Origin of the sequence: Spirulina sp. CCY15215 (genome assembly GCF_016888125.1) — a bacterium.
Lineage (GTDB): Bacteria > Cyanobacteriota > Cyanobacteriia > Cyanobacteriales > Spirulinaceae > CCY15215.
The window spans coordinates 1-264 of the sequence record NZ_JACSWA010000480.1 but is presented as its reverse complement, the minus strand read 5'-3'; the positions used below and the strand labels follow the sequence as shown (position 1 = coordinate 264).

The window sequence follows — 264 nt, the reverse complement described above, 5'->3', positions numbered from 1 at the left end:
ATGGTCAGATGCGTTTTTTCAATCCCCAAACTGGGGAGTATTTAAGAAGTCCAGATGAGTCCGAACGGGAACGGATTGAGGAACGACGGGAAAAAATTGAGGAACGACGACAGAAAATGGAGGAACGACAACAAAAAATGGAGGAACGACGGGAAAAAGAACAAGTTCAGAGGACATTGCAAGAGTTGCGCGATCGCCTGATTGCGAAAGGATTAGACCCTGATAACTTCTGAACTTAGCGATCGCGCTATAATTTCTGTACGA

At 45.1% G+C, this 264-nt stretch carries 1 pseudogene; it reads left to right on the top strand.

The features are described from left to right. Positions 1-233, top strand: a pseudogene (locus tag JUI58_RS15985) (hypothetical protein); the annotation flags it as partial. Positions 234-264 lie beyond the last annotated feature (31 nt).